This is a genomic window from Shewanella sp. 10N.286.51.B7 (assembly GCF_002873615.1).
GTDB lineage: Bacteria > Pseudomonadota > Gammaproteobacteria > Enterobacterales > Shewanellaceae > Shewanella > Shewanella electrodiphila.
The window spans coordinates 62,859-79,242 of the sequence record NZ_MCUF01000029.1; the positions used below are offsets into that span (position 1 = coordinate 62,859).

The window sequence follows — 16,384 nt, forward strand, 5'->3', positions numbered from 1 at the left end:
GTGAAAGAGCAGGTTAAACTAGAGACAGCATCTTACCAGAGTGAAGCCCTGTGTTAAAAAGACTGATTACAACAAAATTCGTTTTCGCAGCTATTTTATCGACAGTATTAGTGGGTTGTGCAACTCAAACTACTGAAAATAAACAGGCTATTGATAGTTCATTGGCATCCGTGACGCAATCGGCCAATATCTATTTATCTGCAGCCAGTAACGCTAAACAGCCACAAGAGCGTGACAAATACCTGTTATTAGCCGCGCATGCTTACATTAATGAAGCCAATGTGAGTGCTGCAGATAAGTTACTTGTCTCGATGAAGCCTCAATTACAGCCTGAGCCAACACTGCAAGCAGAATGGTTGTACCTTTCTGCACGCGTGGCTGAGCAAACTCGCTCTGACGCTGATGCCCTATCAATTCTCACTTATCCTAATACCTGGAAGCTGCCAGATTGGCAACGTGTGACTTATCATCAATATAAAGCACGTTTGTTTAATCAAACTAAGCAACCAATTGATGAATTAAGACAACTTAGTTCACTGAGCTTGTACTTACCAAAAGAGCAGTCGTTTGAAGTCAACGACACCATTTGGCGTACGTTACAGCCATTGCACGAAGAAACCATTAAAAGCTTTATGCGTGATAACAGTAACCCGACCTTTTCAGGTTGGTTGCAGTTAGCTTACATAGCCAAACACTATGCAGTAGACCCATCACAATTAGTGCGATATTTAGGTGAATGGCAACAAGCCAATCCTAATCACCCTGGTGCGATGAAATTACCGTCTGATTTAGAAAAAGCCTTAAATGCTAAACCGTATAAGCCGCAAAATATTGCTGTGCTTTTGCCATTAACAGGTAGACGAGCTGCTGTGGCAGAGCCAATTAGGCAAGGCATTTTAGCCAGCTATATGGCTGCATTTGATGATCAAATTGAACTTAACTTTTTTGATACTAACCTTGGCGTTGAAACCGCTTATCAAGATGCTTTAGCCGCTGGCGCTGAATTTGTCATTGGCCCACTTTTACCTAATGCCGTTGAAGAAATGCAAGCACTAAACGAGCAAGAGCTTATGACGGTTCCGCAACTTTATTTGAATCAAACTGAAAATTTCACTCCTAATAGTGATCAGTTTTATTTCGCTCTATCACCAGCTCAAGAAGCCAGTGATGCTGCGCAAAAGCTGTATAACGATGGCATTAGTTTGCCACTGCTATTAGTCAGTAATGACTCAACCGGTAAACGCATGGCTGAAAGCTTTAACAGTAAATGGCTTGAGTTAACCGAAGAAAATGCTGAAATCCATTATTACGATGGCGGCGATCAAATGAAGTTAACCGTGCAAGAAGCCCTAGGCGTTAAAGACAGCCAAGCGCGCATTGCACGAATGAAAGAATTGATAGGGAATAATATCGAAGCAGATTTTCGTTCACGTCGCGATATCGATGCCATTTATATGATTTCTGCCGCAAAAGACCTGGTGCTGCTTAAGCCTTTCTTAGATGTTAATTTTAGCGTTTTTGCTGTTCCTGTTGCACTTTATACCACCAGCCGCAGTCGACTCAGTGGTAACTCAACGCAATCGGCACAAGAACTCAATAACCTGATGATCAGTGATATCCCTTGGTTAATGGGCGCCAACACCGAAACCACCATGGTGAATCAACTATGGAGCAATTGGAATAATGGTCAAAAGCGTTTGTATATCATGGGCTATGATTCACTAGATTTGGTAAGTCGTTTAGCACAAATGCGCGCATTCCCAGGTTATCAATTTAATGGCCGCAGTGGCGCGCTTTCTGTTGATCAAAATGGTGTTATTGAGCGAACACTGAGCTGGGGTAAATACCAACGTGGACAACTTCGTCCGCTATAACAAGCAACTGAATTTAGATGGATATCCGTTAAATACAAATGAGCCAAACTAACGCTGGGCAACAAGCTGAATCATTAGCTCGAACTTACCTTGAACAACAAGGTCTACAGTTTGTGACTCAGAACCAGCGTTATCGTTTTGGTGAAATAGATTTAATCATGCGAGATAAGCAATATTGGGTTTTTATTGAAGTTAAATTTCGCTCTTCAACTCAATTTGGTGGTGCGTTAAATGCATTATCGGCAGGCCAAATATCTCGTATTAGAAAAGCTGCTGAGCAATATTTACAAACTCACAAAATCAATGCCCCATGCCGCTTTGATGTCATTGCCATTAATGGCCAAGACATACAATGGTTACAAGGGTGTTTTTAAATAGACAATTTTAGCTATAATGCTGCCTAGATAGTGATTTAAGCATGATAGCAACACTTTACCGAGTAAGGATTTAACCATGTTAGAACGTATTAAAGACAGCTTCACAGAGTCAATTCAAACTAAAATTGATGCTGCTGAAGCATTACCAGAGTCGATTGAAAAAGCGGCTGAAATGATGGTTCAATGCCTGTTAAGCGGTAACAAGATTCTTGCATGTGGTAATGGCGGTAGCGCTGGCGATGCACAGCATTTCTCAGCAGAATTACTTAACCGCTACGAAATTGAACGCCCACCGTTACCAGCCATTGCTTTAAGCTGTGACACTTCAACGATTACTGCTATCGCCAACGACTATAGCTACGATGAGATTTACTCTAAGCAAATCATGGCACTAGGACAACCTGGTGATATTTTATTGGCGATTTCAACCAGTGGTAACTCTGGTAACGTAATTAAAGCGATGGAAGCAGCTTTAGGTCGCGATATGACTATTGTTGCGTTAACCGGTAAAGATGGCGGCGCAATGGCAGGATTTATGAGTGAAGGCGATGTTGAAGTTCGCGTACCTTCTAACGTGACTGCACGTATTCAGGAAGTTCACTTATTAGTCATTCACTGTTTATGTGACAATATTGACCGCACTCTGTTCCCTCAGGACGAGCAAGCATGATAAAAGCAGTTCTTGCCATTGCAATACTGTTCCTGCTTCAAGGCTGTGCAGGTGTTGTAATGGTTGGTGCTGTTGGCGGTGCAAAAATGGCCAATGATGAGCGTAGTATGTCTACGCAAATCAGTGATACTAATGCCGACTTTAATATCACCAGTGCACTATCAAAACATCAAGATATTAATAGCCAGACCAACATTACTGGTGTGGTGTTAAACAGTAATGTGTTGATGATTGGCCAGTCCCCTAATTCTATGCTCCGCGACAAAGCCGTAAGAGTAGTACAAGAGTTAGAAATTGGCGGTAAGCTGCATAACCAAATTCGTATTGGTAACCCCACTTCATTTACTACACGCAGTAACGATACGTGGATCACCACTAAAGTTAAAACTCGCATGTTGAATGAAACAGAGTTAGATGTCACTCGGGTGAAAGTGGTCACCGAAAATGGTGAAGTGTTTCTGCTTGGCATAATTGCTCGCGATCAAGCAGATCTTGCAGTTGAGGTGACTCGTAACACCTCTGGTGTGAGAAAAGTGATTAAAGTATTTGAATATATAGACGCTGATTAAACGCTGTTAATCAAGATATAGCACTCGCTTATGACTTTATGGTTAAACATGATATTGAGTCAGGCCGATTAGCCGCACTTAATTTCCCTGAGATTTTAATCGGGTTTAACTTTAGTTGTCAGCAACATCGCTAAAATGAACTTGCAATAGCGTGCTTTATTAACGGCTTAAAATGCAATCTCAAAAAGTCTCAAGGCTTGATAAAGTCGCAGCAAAAAATCAGAGACAAAAAAGCCAGCATTTATGCTGGCTTGTTTTTACAATTAAAATACTTAGCTAATCGTTAGACGATCATACCGATTTTTTCGTACACTTTTTTAATCGTTTCTTCTGCACGAGCTTGCGCTTTTTCAGCACCAGCTTTAAATACCGCATCAAGGTACTCTTCATCTGCTCTAAACTGACGGAAACGCTCCTGCAGTGGTTCAAGCATTTCAACAACCGCTTCACCCGTTGCCACTTTTAAATGGCCATACATTTTGCCTTCAAAGTCTTTCTCAATAGACTCAATTGACTGACCGTTACAACCTGACATTAGGCTCAATAAGTTTGATACACCCGGTTTTTCGTCAACATCGAAACGAACAACAGGTGGCTCTTCGCTGTCTGTCATCGCTTTTTTAACTTTCTTCATAATCGCTTTAGGATCATCAAGTAAACCAATAACGTTATTACGGTTATCATCTGACTTAGACATTTTTTTGGTTGGCTCTTGCAGTGACATCACCTTAGCGCCCGTTTCTGGAATAAATGGCTCAGGTACTGCAAACGTATCACCATAAGCATTATTAAAACGTGTCGCGATATCACGAGTCAGTTCTAAATGCTGTTTCTGATCTTGACCTACAGGCACTTCATTTGCTTGATAAAGCAAAATATCAGCTGCCATCAATACTGGGTAATCAAATAAACCCACATTGATGTTATTGGCATGTTTTTGCGACTTGTCTTTAAACTGCGTCATGCGGTTCAGTTCACCCATTTGGGTGTAACAATTTAACGCCCAGCTTAATTGCGTGTGCTGCGGCACTTGAGACTGTAGGAACACAGTACTTTTGTCAGGGTCGATACCACAAGCAAGATAAACTGCTAACGTGTCATAACAAGCTGCACGCAGTTTTTCAGGATCTTGTCGTACAGTAATTGCATGTAAATCAACTACACAATAAATACAATCGTGGCTATCTTGCATGTTAACCCACTGACGAAGCGCGCCCATGTAGTTTCCGATACTTAGCTCACCTGATGGTTGAGCACCACTAAACACGATAGGTTTTGCAGTCATTTGTTTTATTGCTCCATTGATCTAGCAGTTTGTTTTAGCCGTTAGTGTTAACTGAAGGTAATAAGGCTAAAATCTGATTAAATTGTTCGCATACCGCAGTTGGGCCGCTCAGCCCAATATCTTCACCGTAGTTGTACCCATAGGTCAAGCCTATTGAGCTTACTCCAGCTGCTTTTGCCGCAAATATGTCATTTTTTGAATCCCCAACCATTAATAGTTGTTCGGGTTCAAGTTGCCATTCATTTAAAATATGCGTTAATGGCAGAGGGTCTGGTTTCATTTTATCCAGCGAATCCCCTCCCAACACCAAACTAAATAATTTATCTATTTCAAACGCCGTTAATAGCGGAACGGTAAATCGATAAGGCTTATTGGTCACGATTGCTAGTGGGTAACCTGAGACTTTAAGGGTGTTTAATGTCTCTAATACCCCCACATAAAGCTGACTATGCTTTTGCAAGTGCAGCTGGTAATGCTTCATAAAAACAGGCATTGCAGCATCAAGCGCGTCTTCAGAAACTGATGTAGACTCTGCAACAGAAGGCGATAGTATCTCACCTGCAGTATAAGCATGATGTAATGCACGCAGCATTAATACCCGAGCACCATTGCCAACCCAGTTTCTAACTTGTTGTTCAGTACAATTGGAAAGGTTGAGCTCGGCCAATGTGGCCTGCGTTGCCGCAGCCAAATCTGGCACGCTATCGATAAGCGTGCCGTCTAAATCAAAAGCGATGGCTTTAATTTTAGCGAAGTCAGCCATAATTACGCGTCAACTTTAGCCAGTTCACTGCGCATTTCATCAACCACAGTTTTATAATCTGGTTGATTGAAAATAGCCGAACCTGCTACAAACATATCTGCACCTGCAGCTGCGATTTCTGCAATATTATCAACTTTAACACCGCCATCAACTTCAAGACGAATATCAAAACCACTCGCATCGATTTTGGCGCGAACTTGTTTGAGCTTATCTAGCGTTGATGGAATAAATGATTGTCCGCCAAAACCTGGATTAACTGACATCAATAGGATGACATCTAGTTTGTCCATGACATGGTCAAGATAATGCAGTGGTGTACCTGGGTTAAATACTAAACCAGCTTTACAACCTGATTCTTTAATAAGTTGTAGACTGCGGTCTACATGCTCTGATGCTTCAGGATGGAAAGTGATGATAGAAGCGCCGGCTTTGGCAAAATCAGGAATAATACGATCAACTGGCTTCACCATTAAATGCACATCAATATCAGCAGTTATGCCGAAATCACGTAGCGCCTGACAAACCATAGGACCAATCGTTAAGTTAGGCACATAATGGTTATCCATAACATCAAAGTGAACAACGTCAGCCCCTGCATCTAATACGGCTTGAACATCATCACCTAAACGGGCGAAATCGGCTGATAAAATAGATGGGGCAATAAGAAATGGACGCATAGTCTTCTCGAAGCGATTAAAAGTGGCATTATTTTACCCTCTGCAGAGAAAACGCTCTAGTCACAAACAGTAATAAAACTTTGCTAAGTCCAATAAATGTAAATATTAATAATCTGTAAGTATTAAATTGATCTAGATCACACTCAATGGATGTTCATTAACTAGACAAATTTGCTATAATGCAACTTACGTCACTGTGTCTTTTATGAATATATAGCTTCTGATCTCTACATCTTGTTGGATCGTATACCGTTATTCGAGACATGTTTATTTATTGATTCTGAAAGTATGAGACAAGGATAGCCCTTATGATGTGCAGTCAGCGAAAAATGAACACCCACCAAACAGGTAAGGTGACGTTAAAGCCTGTGTTAAGTATTTTTTCTGCTAGTGCATTAATGTTCGTTGCATACTTTGCAGCATCAGATAGTCGCGACCAACTGCTAACTGAAAACTGCGCATGTTCAGACACTGCAACCTACAACTCAAGTCTACCGAGCAGCCACCCTAACAACCGTTGTGCAACTCAATCTGATAATGTCAGCTGGGGAAGCTGGGTGACAGGTAATAGCCGCTCAAGTCAATTCCATTTCTTAGACTTGCTCGAACTCCTACATGGTAGCGAAAAAAGCAAACCTATCAGTGATATACCTGCAAATAATCCAAACACCATTTAATGTCTATTTGGCGAGTATTTACCAGCACTGTAGCCGCATTTTTTGGGGTGCAAACTGAAGATAATCGCCAGCGTGATTTTCAGAAAAATAATTCGCCACTGCCTTTTATCTTTATGGGAATAGCTTTAGCCGCACTAATGATCTTGTCGTTAATCTTTATCGTCAATCAAGTATTAAGCTAAAGACCATAAGCCAAAGAAAGTAAGCCAAAGTTGACCATTCATTATTCTCAAAGCTTGAACGAGATTAATCTATCACTTCTTGATAGTGATGATCATATAGCGCCATGATTTCATCGACTTTCTTACGCGAACTGCCTTTTTGACTGATATTACGCTGCACTGCAACCGAGGCTAACTTTGCGCCGCGATAAAGCTCGCGAGTAAGCGGAATGTCATGATTACTGATCAACACAGGAATATCACGTTCAAGAGCTGTATGACGAGATTGTCTCGCTAAAAGCGCTTGGTCATCAAGACTAAAGCCTGGCCCTACGTATGTTGTAAAGCTAGCAGTTGTTGATAAAGGCGCATATGGCGGGTCGCAATAAATCACATCACCTGTTGTAGACATCTCAAATGCTTGTTCATAACTCACACAGTGAAATGTTGCCTTTTGCGCTTTAATGGAAAAGTAGCGAAGTTCATCTTCTGGGAAATACGGTTTTTTATAAGAACCAAAAGGAACATTAAAACCGCCTTTTCTGTTATAGCGGCATAAGCCATTAAAACCATGTCGGTTCATATAAAGAAAATAAACTGAACGCTTAAAGGGATCTTTGGTTTGATTAAACTCAGTTCGAATGCGGTAATATTGTTCTTTGTCATTCATTTCAGGTACAAACATCTCTTTCGCAGCTACAATGTAGGTTTCCGGTTCATTTTTGACAATATTATAAAGATTAATCAGGTCATGATTAATATCGCACAGCAGATACTCTTCATATTCCGTATTTAAAAATACAGATCCTGCACCAACAAAGGGCTCTATTAACCTCTTACCTTGCGGCAAGTGTTTTGCTAGCTCGTCAACGAGTTTAAATTTTCCACCCGCCCACTTAAGAAAGGCTCTATGCTTTTTAGTCATGAATACCAGTTACTAGCAAAATTAAAGCTGATGATTGTACTCTTTTTAATAAGAATAATCATTGTTTGAATCATAGAAACGAATGGCTTTTTAAGCGATTAATTCGATTTGATTTCATATCCCTTAAGATCGCTCCACTTCCTTATCCATGGTGCACTCAAACCCAGATCCTGTTGTAAATTGTCAGATTGTTTTTGAGCCTCTATAACACTATCAAATTGACCAAACAGGACAATATGGCGCTGCTTGAAGTTTGCTTGTACTAATTGCAGTTCGTTTTGCTGTATCTGACTTAGTTTTGACACGATAGCTTCTAACGATTTTTCATCACGCACACTGGCAATTTGTAAGGTATATCCTGCTCTGCCAGTTAATAAAGCTGAATCTTGTTGTACTGCCACATCAATGCTACTGACTTCAAGCTTATCTCGTTCAACAATAGTGATATCTTCATCAACATCAGCAACTTGAACATCATGATTTACGTTACTGTCCACGTCAGCATCACTCATTGAGAGATGTATATTATTGCTCGCGCTATCCTCTTGTGAAGATAAACCCATTTTGTCAACTGGCTCACTCCCCTCATCATCCAGCGAGGGATTAATAGGAAGCATTGATTCAATAACTTTATCACCCACTAAATTAGAGCCTTGCTTGGATGGTATTTCTTCAGGCTGGATCTTAATAGCAGCAGATATTAATGACAGGCCATAATGATGTATGAACCATTGAGCGCGGCTCGTTGGTAGCTGATACTCTGCAAATACGATTTTTGGCTCATTTTCAGCTTGTTGATCGTTTTGAGTTAAATAGATGGCAATACCTATCCCTGCCATTGCCATAAATACAAATAGTGAGACTAACCAATGCAAGTATTTGGGCCATGACTTTATTTCTTCGGGCTTATCTTCCAAAGCTTTTTTAAGTAAATCGAGAACTTCTGCAGGTGTGCCATGTTGCTTTTCAATTTGTGCTTGTATTATTTCACGAGGAATAAAGGGGGTTTTATGACTTCTAATTAATAATGTCCGATAAAGCCCTTCACGTTCTGCAAGCGATAATGGTTCCACTTCTACATTCAATAGCAATGATTGCATCGAATCTGTGAGCTCAAGATTGAGTTCAGTTAAGGAGTCTGGCTCAATCGTAAAAGTAATTGAAATAGGTTTACCCGCACATTTCAATTGCGTTAGCACTAAACATTCTGCCCATAACTCTCGCGGCATATATTGCGCATCGTCAATAATAATGTGTAACGGCTTAGTTAAACTCGACTGGATCCTCAGCAAAGTGTCTGCCAAGGGTAATGCGTCATCGAAAATGGGCGATGAGATCAATTGAATGAGGATTTTTCGACGAATTTCAGCACTTTCAGCATGCATAGGACAGATAACTAACGCTGAATTATAGTTATCAAGCTCACTTGCGAGGGCTGTCACTAAGGTTGTTTTACCTGAACCTCTTACCCCTGAAACAAGCACAAGTTGCTCGCTATAACTCGCGATATGCTCTAGTCGCTGAACTAACGATTCTTGCGAAGGTAACAAAAGCGTTTGTTGGATATCCACAAGCCCACCATTAGACTTACACTAACATTTAAACTGCGCGACAACTTAAACTTGACTGATGACTTCTGCGAGCAATGACTCTTTTACATCAGAAAATACTTCAGCAGTGCCTATTGAAGTCGGTAACACCAAACGAATTTGGCCCGCTAACACTTTTTTATCTCGTCGCATGTGTTTGATATAGCTATCAAACGTCATGTTTTCAGGCGAAGTTATTGGTAAGTCAAACGCTTGCATTATGCGAGTGACTCTATCAAAGTCGGTTTGCTGAATTAAGCCTAACTTTAATGATGTTAAAGCGGCCATAATCGTGCCAGTTGCTACAGCTTCACCATGCAACCATACGCCATAGCCCATTTCAGCTTCAATCGCATGACCAAATGTATGCCCGAGGTTCAATAACGCTCTAACACCACGTTCAGTTTCATCTTCAGCAACGACATCCGCTTTAATTTGACAACATCTAGCAATGGCATAGGTTAACGCATCTTTATCAAGCGTCTTAAGCGGCTCAACATTTTGCTCTAGCCAGCTAAAAAAGTCAGCATCCCAAATGATACCGTACTTAATGACTTCAGCCATTCCCGCAGCAAACTCTTTTGCAGGTAAAGTTGATAAACAATTGGTGTCAATTAGTACTGATTGAGGTTGATAAAATGCCCCAATCATATTTTTTCCCAAAGGATGATTCACAGCGGTTTTACCACCAACAGAAGAGTCAACCTGGGACAGCAGTGTTGTGGGAAGCTGTATAAACTCCACACCTCGCTGATAGCAAGATGCAGCAAAGCCAGCCATGTCACCAACGACACCGCCACCTAATGCAACTATCACACAATCACGTGCAAAATTATTTTCTAGTAACGCAGAAAATATTAAATCCAAATGTGTGAGATCTTTATATTTCTCACCATCAGGAAGCACAACAACACCCAGTTCACCACAACTGACCATAGCTTGTTGGACTTGTTCTAAGTACAACGGAGCTATAGTGTCATTGGTGACTATGAGTGCTTTTTTACCAGAAAGGTAATCGGAGAGATAAGTATTTTGCTGCAATAAATTCTGGCCAATAAAAATGGGATAACTTCTTATACCTAATTCAACCTGAACTTGTTGCATAAACCTACCTAAAAACCGAGTTGCTCAATGATTTGATTTGCGACTATTTTCGCACTTTGCTCATCTGTCTTAACGATAACGTCTGCAATCTCTTCATATAAAGGATTACGAACATCAGCAAGATTTTCAAGCACTTCGCGTGGATCATCAACCTGTAGTAACGGTCGACGTTTATCACGTTGAGTACGAGCCACTTGCTTATCGATTGTAGTCTCTAGGTATACAACAATACCTCGAGCCGACAAATGATTACGAATGTCTTTACTTTGTACAGATCCGCCGCCAGTAGCTAGGACAATGCCCTGCTTTTCCGACAGGTCGGCGATGACTTGAGCTTCACGTACACGAAAGCCTTCTTCGCCTTCTACGTCAAACACCCAGGCAATATCTGCACCTGTGCGTTGCTCAATCTCGTGATCTGAATCGTGGAAATCTAAATGCAGCATTTGGGCCAAATGGCGACCAATTGTGCTTTTGCCTGCGCCCATTGGGCCTACCAGAAAAATATTGCGTTTTTCAGCCATTATATATACGTCTGAATCTTATATGAAATGTATGCCTTATCGACTTAAACTCAAGCCGACCTATAATTTAACCTTGCTCTAATGAGACTTGACGACGGATTATCTCAGTTATAGGGCTATTGTTGCAAGTCATGTTGATGAATTAAACACAGATTCTTCAAAATAAATCCATCATGCAAGTTAAAACCCTCAACAGCACAGAATGAGAAGATTAAGCTTTTACTAATAAAATTAATCAGCTACCTAAATTTCAGACAAAAAAATACCAGCAAAAGCTGGTATTTTTATCAAACTAATTTTAAAGTTTTTCAGTTACAATTTTTGGTGTTACAAAAATAAGTAGTTCTTGACGCTCATTACTATCAGACGTATTTCTGAATAAGAAACCCACTAGAGGAATATCGCCTAAAACTGGGACTTTACTGACTCGGCTAATCAAACTTTGCTGATAAATACCACCAAGCACAATCGTTTCCCCATTATCAACTAATACCTGGGTTCCGATACGTTGTGTATCAATCGATACAGCTTCACCTGTACCTGTCTGAACGGTTTCACCTCGAGTATCTTGAGTAATTTCTAAATCAAGAATGACTCGGTCATCTGGGGTAATTTGTGGTGTAACTTTTAGGGATAATACCGCTTTCTTAAAGGTTACCGTTGTTGCGCCACTTGATGCTGACTCAACATATGGGATCTCAACACCTTGTTCAATATAGGCTGACTTTTGATTTGACGTTGTAATACGCGGGCTAGCAATAATCTCGCCTTTGTTTTCCTGTTCTAATGCACTTAACTCTAAATCAAGTACCGTACCATCTGCCATTTTCGCAACACTAAATGCAATACTTGCCGCATTAGTCGCTGAAGAAGGTAAATTCACATTTAAGCGATCGCTCAATGCAGGAATAACACCTGTTACAATATCATTTGCACCTTCCAGTGAGCCTGAAGTGCCTTTATCACCTTGCTGATCTGTGATGCCCCAACGTATTCCTAAATCTTCTGAAACGTTATCCTTAACAGTCACCATACGGGCTTCAATCAACACCTGCTTAATCGGTATATCAAGGACTTCAACTAGACGATGAATTGTCTCTAAAGACTCGGCAGTATCTTTAACTAACAAAGTGTTGGTTCGCTCATCAACAGCAACGCTGCCCCGATTCGATAGCAAGCTTGAATCTGCACTCTTCATCAATTCAGCAATATCAACTGCTTTTGCATAGTTTACTTGAATGTATTCAGAATAAAGCGGAGCTAACTCTTTAACTTCTTGTTGATTTGCTAAATCTTGTCTTTCTCGTATTGCCAACTCTTCACTTGGCGCAACCATCAAGATATTACCTTCAATACGCTTATCAAGACCTTTTGTTTGTAAAATTAAGTCTAGCGCCTGATCCCAAGGTACATCATCTAAACGAAGGGTAATGTTGCCCTCAACTGTGTCACTTGTAACTAAGTTAAAATCATTATAATCAGCAATAATCTGTAAAACAGTTCTCACTGAAATATTTTGAAAGTTCAGCGATAATGAGCGGCCATTATATTTCTTATCTTCTTTAGCTACTGCAGCGCGCTCAATTTTATTAATACTTACTTTAAAAACATTGCCTTCTTGTTTGTAGTTGTAATCGTAGTTGCCATCGACATCAACCATAATACGAGAAGTTAAATCATCTTTAAAAGTTTCAAAACTGGTCACTGGAGTATTAAAGTCTTGTACATCCATGACATACAGATGCTCGTTTTTAATATCTGTATTATAAAGCTTCACTTCTAACTTCGAACCCACTTGGGCAACATTGGCTGCAACTGAGCGATTATTCAAATGTATCAGTAAGTCTCCACCACCCGCTTTGTTACGGCGAAAATCAATAGTATCAATGCCATTAACAAAAGGGTTATCAGCATTATCAGGGCCTGAAGCCGTATCATTGACAGTTAAACGGTAGGTATTGCCAACCACTTTTCCTTGATACGGTTTCACTTCAGTTAAATCGACAACAACATTTAAAGACCCATCGACTTGAGTTGTTTTTAATCCTTCAACACCGACTCTATCAATAGTGATGTCATCTTTTTCAAGGTTTGAAATGCTGTCTTCAAAACTTAAAATGATTTGCGCTGGTGATCCTGATAAATCAACTTCAGGTTTATCAAGCGCGGACTCGAATACAAGTTCTAATTCTAATTGGTGATCGACAACAGAATGGTATTTTACATCCATTAACTTATTGGCGGCTATTGCACTTGGAAGTGCGCCCATCATTAAAACAACACTTAATACTGCTTTAAATAGTGAGACTTTTTTTGTCGATGTTTGCATCGCGGCAGAAGATTTCATTATTCCCTCATCCTTCGCACATTATTTGCCTGTTAATTCTAAGTTACTTGCTCTTTCAGCCCAGCAACCAGAACCATCAGGAATTAATTCTATAATTTCAATATATTGCGGTGTCACTTTATCGATTTTCCCATGATAAAGTCCAAGATACTCACCGACCCCTAAGCGATATACGTTTGCATCAGATGACTCTACTAAAGCCCAAGTCGTGCCATCTTCACTTAACGTACCGCGCATTCTTAAATTGTCTATCGCATATGTTTCTAAGCGCCCCTTACGGCGTTTCAAATCAGGTTGTAGACAATTTCTACTGGTATCCACCACTTCTTCGGTAAGCTCTCGTGAAGGTGGTACAAAAGGACTGCGCATTAACTCTGCTTGATAGGCAAAGTGTTCAAACTTAGGTGTTTCTTTTAACGGAGGAATACGAGCAATATGCTGCGCTTTAGTTGTTGTCACAAACAACTCTAAATCACTGCGATCACCAATACAGCCAGTTAACATCAATACCACCAACATCAAAGGCAAGAATTTCATTATTTCTTCCCCTTATTTTGATCTGCTGGTAATTGTGCACCTTCTTTAAATCGATAGGTTTTCGCGAGAATATCCATCGATAAACTTCCACTTTCATCACGCTTGATAACAAAGTCATGCAAGCTAACGATACGAGGTAATTTTGCTACACCGCTGACCATATTACCTAGTTGGTGATAATCACCGACTACGGCCAGCTTAATTGGGAACTCCAAATAGAAGTCGCGTTCGATTTCAGTATCCCAATCCAGACTGTTAATACGTAAACCTGCATCGGTCGCAACAAAGGTGGTGTCATCCAATAGGCCTGGCATTTCATTTTCAGAAGGTAGCATTTTTAGCAATTCTGCAAATTGCGCTTCCATTACCACTAACTGCTCACGATATAATTTCAAATTTGCAGCTAGACGATATTTACTTTGAAAGTCTTCCCTTAAGGTAATTTCTTTTCTTTCTTCTGTATCGAGTACATCTAATGCATCAGATACGAACAAGTAATAACTCGCTCCCATCACTGTCAATGAAAGAAAAACGGCAAAAACAACTTTGACTAAAGTAGGCCAACCACCAATGTTTTCAAAATCAATATCATTAAACTGCTCTAAGTCGAGATTCATTTTCGACCTCCTTCAGTTGAATCCATTGGTAGAGTGTCATCAAAAATGGTCACTCTTAATCTGAACTTCTGTAATTGTCTTAAATTTTCGTTTTGGCTAATGATCGACTGCATGCTTGGATCATTTAAATATTGCGATGTTTTGACTTTTCTCATCATATTCGCAACGTTGTTATTTGATTCACTGCGACCTTCAATCCAAAGTAAGCTACCTTTCTTTTCAATACTTGAAAGATATATTCCTGGTGGAACGATACGCACGAGTTCATCTAAAACATGTGTCGGCAAATTACGAGATTGCTGTAGGTTTAATATAATCTTAGTACGTCTTTCAATATCTTTCTTGCGTGCAGTAATTTTTCTTATTTCTGCGATTTGGCTATCAAGAAAAGATATTTCAGTCTGAAGATATGCATTTCGTTGACGTTGATCATCAGTCACAACCTCAATAAAGCTTAATGCTAAAAATACAATTAAACACGTCACTAAGAAAACTAACGCTAATATACCTATATAATCTCGTTTTTGTTTTTCTCTGGCCTCTTCACGCCATGGAAGTAAGTTTATGTTCGCCATTGAGCGTAACTCCTAAGCGCTAAACCACAGGCAACCATATATTTACTAATACTAGGCTCTAGCTGGTTTTTAATATCAACATCAGCATGTAAACAACCTTGGAATGGGTCTGCAACAATTGAATGCACCCCTAATTCATTAGTTAATAATGCTGTCATGCCTTCAAGTTTTGCCGTTCCGCCACTTAAGACAATATAATCAACTTTATCTTTACCACTGGCTGTACAATAAATTTGAAGCGTTCGTTTAATTTGCTGCAATAACTGTGTTTGGAAAGGTGATAACACCTCAAACATATAATTGCGTGGTAACTCACCGGTTATTTTGGCATTTTCAGCTTCATCATAAGACATGCCGTAAAACGATAGAATTGATTGGGTAAATAGTTCACCACCAAATGCTTGCTCGCGAATAAAAGTTGTTTCGCCATGCTCAACCACTGCAAAGGTAGTCATATTGGCACCGATATCCACCAAAACCACTGATTTTTCGTTAGCACCTTCAGGTAGCTGAGCAAGAATCAACTCAGATGACCGACCTAAAGCATAAGCTTCAACATCGACAACCTTAGTATCAAGTTCAATTGCATCCAAAGAATCCATTCTGGAATCAATATTATCGGTACGACAAGCACTTAATAGCACATCAACTTTCGTCGGGTCAGTTGTGTTGGCATTGAGTGTTTCAAAATCGATACTCACTTCATCGAGTGAATAAGGGATAAGGTTATCTGCTTCAATTTCAATCTGTGCTTCCATTTCTTCTTCATTTAATGAAGCGTCCATGTAAATCACTTTTGTCATTACAGCAGAGCCAGAGACCGCAACAGCAGCAGACTTAATTCCTTTTGGCAGTCCACGCCTTATATGCCTTAATGATTCAATTACCGCTTCAGCATCACGGATCTCATGATCGACAACTGCACCTTTTCTCAAAGGAGCAGATATATAGTTTAGAATTTTATATCCATCAGCGGTCTTGCTAAGCAAAATGGCTTTTACTTCATGAGAACCAATATCGATTCCAACCATTTGCGGAGCCTGACGCTTCCAAAATTTAGAAAGCATATTCCGTCATCGCATTTATTTTTTTATATTTTAAAATAGATTAGCA

General features: G+C 40.0%; 18 protein-coding genes. 6 read left to right on the top strand and 12 right to left on the bottom strand.

The window, feature by feature from the left end; genetic code table 11:
• Positions 1–50 precede the first annotated feature (50 nt).
• The 4 genes from BCU84_RS08630 (at position 51) to BCU84_RS08645 (ending at position 3,490) form a co-directional block, all read left to right on the top strand.
• Positions 51–1,874: a penicillin-binding protein activator gene (locus BCU84_RS08630; RefSeq protein WP_102527686.1), complete on the top strand. Its 1,824-nt coding sequence runs from the start codon at positions 51–53 to the stop codon at positions 1,872–1,874.
• Between the two features lie 38 nt (positions 1,875–1,912).
• A complete protein-coding gene (locus tag BCU84_RS08635) occupies positions 1,913–2,248 on the top strand; it encodes a YraN family protein (protein ID WP_102527687.1) in 336 nt (111 codons plus the stop codon).
• 79 nt (positions 2,249–2,327) lie between these two features.
• The gene (locus BCU84_RS08640; RefSeq protein WP_102527688.1) at positions 2,328–2,921 is read left to right on the top strand and encodes a phosphoheptose isomerase; all 594 of its coding nucleotides are present in this window, start codon (positions 2,328–2,330) and stop codon (positions 2,919–2,921) included.
• A complete protein-coding gene (locus BCU84_RS08645) occupies positions 2,918–3,490 on the top strand; it encodes a BON domain-containing protein (protein WP_102527689.1) in 573 nt (190 codons plus the stop codon). Before BCU84_RS08640 ends, BCU84_RS08645 begins: the two co-directional genes overlap by 4 nt.
• Positions 3,491–3,773: 283 nt before the next feature.
• On the opposite strand, the gene trpS is transcribed toward BCU84_RS08645, so the two are convergent.
• The 3 genes from trpS to rpe are packed head-to-tail and all read right to left on the bottom strand — an operon-like array spanning position 3,774 to position 6,215.
• The gene (gene trpS, locus BCU84_RS08650; protein ID WP_102527690.1) at positions 3,774–4,775 is read right to left on the bottom strand and encodes a tryptophan--tRNA ligase; all 1,002 of its coding nucleotides are present in this window, start codon (positions 4,773–4,775) and stop codon (positions 3,774–3,776) included.
• Positions 4,776–4,809: 34 nt separating this feature from the next.
• Entirely contained in the window at positions 4,810–5,538 is a 729-nt protein-coding gene (locus tag BCU84_RS08655) for a phosphoglycolate phosphatase (protein ID WP_102527691.1), read from the bottom strand.
• A gap of 2 nt (positions 5,539–5,540) precedes the next feature.
• A complete protein-coding gene (rpe, locus tag BCU84_RS08660) occupies positions 5,541–6,215 on the bottom strand; it encodes a ribulose-phosphate 3-epimerase (RefSeq protein WP_102527692.1) in 675 nt (224 codons plus the stop codon).
• 308 nt (positions 6,216–6,523) lie between these two features.
• On the opposite strand from rpe, the gene BCU84_RS08665 reads away from it, so the two are divergent.
• Positions 6,524–6,892, top strand: coding sequence for a hypothetical protein (locus tag BCU84_RS08665; protein ID WP_102527693.1), 369 nt, complete (start codon positions 6,524–6,526; stop codon positions 6,890–6,892).
• Complete coding sequence (locus BCU84_RS08670) at positions 6,892–7,074, top strand: DUF2970 domain-containing protein (RefSeq protein WP_102527694.1); 183 nt, start codon at positions 6,892–6,894, stop codon at positions 7,072–7,074. The genes BCU84_RS08665 and BCU84_RS08670 overlap by 1 nt, the downstream gene beginning before the upstream one ends.
• Before the next feature lie 64 nt (positions 7,075–7,138).
• Here the strand turns inward: BCU84_RS08670 and BCU84_RS08675 are convergent, their stop codons facing one another.
• The 9 genes from BCU84_RS08675 to BCU84_RS08715 all read right to left on the bottom strand — a co-directional run bounded on the left by BCU84_RS08675 (position 7,139) and on the right by BCU84_RS08715 (position 16,338).
• Positions 7,139–7,978, bottom strand: coding sequence for a Dam family site-specific DNA-(adenine-N6)-methyltransferase (locus BCU84_RS08675; RefSeq protein ID WP_102527695.1), 840 nt, complete (start codon positions 7,976–7,978; stop codon positions 7,139–7,141).
• 98 nt (positions 7,979–8,076) lie between these two features.
• Positions 8,077–9,549: an AAA family ATPase gene (locus BCU84_RS08680; protein WP_102527696.1), complete on the bottom strand. Its 1,473-nt coding sequence runs from the start codon at positions 9,547–9,549 to the stop codon at positions 8,077–8,079.
• Positions 9,550–9,594: 45 nt separating this feature from the next.
• Positions 9,595–10,671 carry a 3-dehydroquinate synthase gene (gene aroB, locus BCU84_RS08685; RefSeq protein WP_102527697.1) on the bottom strand — a complete coding sequence of 359 codons (1,077 nt, stop codon included), beginning with the start codon at positions 10,669–10,671 and terminating at the stop codon, positions 9,595–9,597.
• An 8-nt stretch (positions 10,672–10,679) separates the two neighbouring features.
• Complete coding sequence (gene aroK / locus BCU84_RS08690) at positions 10,680–11,195, bottom strand: shikimate kinase AroK (RefSeq protein WP_102527698.1); 516 nt, start codon at positions 11,193–11,195, stop codon at positions 10,680–10,682.
• 298 nt (positions 11,196–11,493) lie between these two features.
• Positions 11,494–13,542 (bottom strand): type IV pilus secretin PilQ family protein, encoded by a 2,049-nt coding sequence (locus BCU84_RS08695; RefSeq protein ID WP_102527699.1) that lies wholly within the window; start codon positions 13,540–13,542, stop codon positions 11,494–11,496.
• A 21-nt stretch (positions 13,543–13,563) separates the two neighbouring features.
• Positions 13,564–14,079: a pilus assembly protein PilP gene (locus tag BCU84_RS08700; protein ID WP_102527700.1), complete on the bottom strand. Its 516-nt coding sequence runs from the start codon at positions 14,077–14,079 to the stop codon at positions 13,564–13,566.
• A complete protein-coding gene (locus BCU84_RS08705) occupies positions 14,079–14,696 on the bottom strand; it encodes a type 4a pilus biogenesis protein PilO (protein ID WP_102527701.1) in 618 nt (205 codons plus the stop codon). Before BCU84_RS08705 ends, BCU84_RS08700 begins: the two co-directional genes overlap by 1 nt.
• On the bottom strand, positions 14,693–15,271 hold the full coding sequence (locus BCU84_RS08710; protein ID WP_102527702.1) for a PilN domain-containing protein: 579 nt from the start codon (positions 15,269–15,271) through the stop codon (positions 14,693–14,695). The genes BCU84_RS08705 and BCU84_RS08710 overlap by 4 nt, the downstream gene beginning before the upstream one ends.
• Positions 15,259–16,338 carry a pilus assembly protein PilM gene (locus BCU84_RS08715; protein ID WP_102527703.1) on the bottom strand — a complete coding sequence of 360 codons (1,080 nt, stop codon included), beginning with the start codon at positions 16,336–16,338 and terminating at the stop codon, positions 15,259–15,261. The genes BCU84_RS08710 and BCU84_RS08715 overlap by 13 nt, the downstream gene beginning before the upstream one ends.
• Between the last annotated feature and the right edge of the window lie 46 nt (positions 16,339–16,384).

Coding starts and splice junctions, on each gene's coding strand:
- BCU84_RS08635 (WP_102527687.1), top strand. CDS start 1,913: ATGAGCCAAACTAACGCTGGGCAACAAGCTGAATCATTAGCTCGAACT.
- BCU84_RS08640 (WP_102527688.1), top strand. CDS start 2,328: ATGTTAGAACGTATTAAAGACAGCTTCACAGAGTCAATTCAAACTAAA.
- BCU84_RS08645 (WP_102527689.1), top strand. CDS start 2,918: ATGATAAAAGCAGTTCTTGCCATTGCAATACTGTTCCTGCTTCAAGGC.
- trpS (WP_102527690.1), bottom strand. CDS start 4,775: ATGACTGCAAAACCTATCGTGTTTAGTGGTGCTCAACCATCAGGTGAG.
- BCU84_RS08655 (WP_102527691.1), bottom strand. CDS start 5,538: ATGGCTGACTTCGCTAAAATTAAAGCCATCGCTTTTGATTTAGACGGC.
- rpe (WP_102527692.1), bottom strand. CDS start 6,215: ATGCGTCCATTTCTTATTGCCCCATCTATTTTATCAGCCGATTTCGCC.
- BCU84_RS08665 (WP_102527693.1), top strand. CDS start 6,524: ATGATGTGCAGTCAGCGAAAAATGAACACCCACCAAACAGGTAAGGTG.
- BCU84_RS08670 (WP_102527694.1), top strand. CDS start 6,892: ATGTCTATTTGGCGAGTATTTACCAGCACTGTAGCCGCATTTTTTGGG.
- BCU84_RS08675 (WP_102527695.1), bottom strand. CDS start 7,978: ATGACTAAAAAGCATAGAGCCTTTCTTAAGTGGGCGGGTGGAAAATTT.
- aroB (WP_102527697.1), bottom strand. CDS start 10,671: ATGCAACAAGTTCAGGTTGAATTAGGTATAAGAAGTTATCCCATTTTT.
- aroK (WP_102527698.1), bottom strand. CDS start 11,195: ATGGCTGAAAAACGCAATATTTTTCTGGTAGGCCCAATGGGCGCAGGC.
- BCU84_RS08695 (WP_102527699.1), bottom strand. CDS start 13,542: ATGAAATCTTCTGCCGCGATGCAAACATCGACAAAAAAAGTCTCACTA.
- BCU84_RS08700 (WP_102527700.1), bottom strand. CDS start 14,079: ATGAAATTCTTGCCTTTGATGTTGGTGGTATTGATGTTAACTGGCTGT.
- BCU84_RS08705 (WP_102527701.1), bottom strand. CDS start 14,696: ATGAATCTCGACTTAGAGCAGTTTAATGATATTGATTTTGAAAACATT.
- BCU84_RS08710 (WP_102527702.1), bottom strand. CDS start 15,271: ATGGCGAACATAAACTTACTTCCATGGCGTGAAGAGGCCAGAGAAAAA.
- BCU84_RS08715 (WP_102527703.1), bottom strand. CDS start 16,338: ATGCTTTCTAAATTTTGGAAGCGTCAGGCTCCGCAAATGGTTGGAATC.